This is a genomic window from Frankia sp. CcWB3, from assembly GCF_977927595.1.
Genome location: NZ_CDWRCK010000004.1, coordinates 16574 through 18531, shown reverse-complemented (window position 1 = coordinate 18531; position 1958 = coordinate 16574). Strand labels below are relative to the sequence as shown.

The 1958-nt window shown below is 76.0% G+C and carries 1 protein-coding gene; it reads left to right on the top strand.

Annotated features, from left to right (window positions below; all coding sequences use genetic code 11):
- Nucleotides 1-266 precede the first annotated feature (266 nt).
- Nucleotides 267-1958, top strand: a 1692-nt coding sequence (locus ACY5KJ_RS00925; protein ID WP_462202511.1) for an ABC transporter ATP-binding protein, incomplete at its 3' end; no start/stop codon positions are given.

Sequence of the window (1958 nt, the reverse complement as noted above, 5' to 3'; positions counted from 1 at the left end):
GGTGGCCGTCCCGGCGCCCACGTCTGGCGGAACGGCCGACCCGCTCACGGAGCCGAGCCGGTCCGTCCAGATGGGTTGACGGGGCTGGGTTACTTAGGTTAGCTATACCTGACTTTATCGGGCAGGTAGCCGCTGCCCGCTGTCTTCGACCAGGCGGGCACGGGCTCCCGATCCCGCCGGCCCGACATCGGACGCCGGTGCCGGACGCCGGTGCGCCGGACGGTCGTCGGACGACGCGGGCACGAACCGGTCAGGACGGTGCTGGGTTGGACGGCGCGACGGGTAAGCGACTGCTCAGGACGCAGCTGTCGGCGCGGCGGGGGCAACTCGCCCTCGGCGGCGCGGCCACGGTGGTCCAGCAGACGGCGATGCTCGCCCTCCCCTGGTGCATTCAGCGCGCGCTCGACCAGGGCATCACCCCGCGATCGGTCCACGGCACGCTGACCTGGGCCGTCCCGACGGCGGTCGTCGCCGTGGTGTTCATGCTCGGCGGCGCTGGCGGCCTGTGGTGGTCGGGCCGGGCCGCGAACCGCGTCGCGCACGCGCTGCGGGCCGCGCTGGTCGAGCGGGTGGCCGCCTTCGACCGCCCCGCCATGGCCCGCTACGGGCACGGTGACCTGGCCACCCGGGTCACCCGCGACGTCGACCTGATCCGGCTGTGGGTGCAGAGCCTCGCCATCTGGGTCCGGATCGTCGTGACCATCGTGGTGGTCCTGCCCGCCTTCGCGTTGCTGGACTGGCCACTGCTGATCGTCGGGGTGGTGACGATCCCGCTGGCCGCGTTGGCCAACGCCTACTTCCCCGGCCGCTTCGACGCGGCGAACGAGAAGCTCTCCGAGGCGTTCGCCGCCCGTGCCGACGCGGTGGAGGACCTGCTCTCGGCCAGCGCCGCGGTGCGCGGCCTCGGCGGTGAGGCGGCTCTTGCCCGTCGCCACCACGACCGCAGCGCGGTCCTCACCGACCACACCATGACCGCCGCGCGCATCTCGGCGTCCTGGACCGCCGTCCCGCCGGCCGTCCCCCGGCTGGCGATCGCGGCCGGCCTGGCCATCGGGGGGACGGTGGCGCTGCGCGGCGGCCTCACCGTCGGCGGCCTGGTCGCCTTCACCTCCTGGATGACCACCCTGACGCTGGCGGTCACGGTCGCGGTCGACCTGCTCTCGGCCCGGGGCCAGGCCCGGGTCGCGGCCGGGCGCATCGCCGAGATCCTCGAGACCCCGGTCACTGACGACGACCCGGCCGACGCCGAGACCCCGCCGCCAGGCGGGGCCCTGCTCGCCGCCGGGCTGACCGCCCGGCGCGACGGCCGGCGGGTGCTCGGACCGGTCGACCTGCGCGTCGGTCCGGGCGAGTTCGTCACCGTGACCGGACCGACCGGCGGCGGCAAGACCACGCTCGCCCGCCTGCTCTGCCGGCTGGAGGACCCGGCGACCGGCTCGGTCAGCCTGGGCGGCGTCGACCTGCGGCGGGTCTCCCGCCTCGAGCTGGCCCGCCGGATCGGCCTGGTTCCCCAACGGCCCCTGATCCTGGCCGGCACGGTGGCGGACAACCTCCGGGTCGGCCGCGAGGTCGAGCTGGACGAGCTGCGGGCGGCCTGCGCGGTCGCCGCCGTCGACGACTTCGTGCTGAGCCTGCCCGACGGCTACGACACCGAGCTCGGAGAACGCGGGGCGACCGTCTCCGGCGGCCAGGCCCAGCGGCTGGCCCTGGCCCGCGGGCTGATCGGCCGGCCGGACGTGCTCATCCTCGACGACGTGACCGCGGCTGTCGACGCCGTGACCGAGGCGACGATCCTGCGGGGGCTGCGCGCGTGGTCGCCGCAGGCCGCCCTCGTGGTGATCTCCCACCGCCCCTCCGTCCTGGCCGCCGCCGACCGCGTGCTCCGGCTCGGGCCGGACGGCGTGCCGGCGGCGGGCGCCGGGCCGATCGGGGGCGCGCGGCAGGCGGCCGAGACCGCG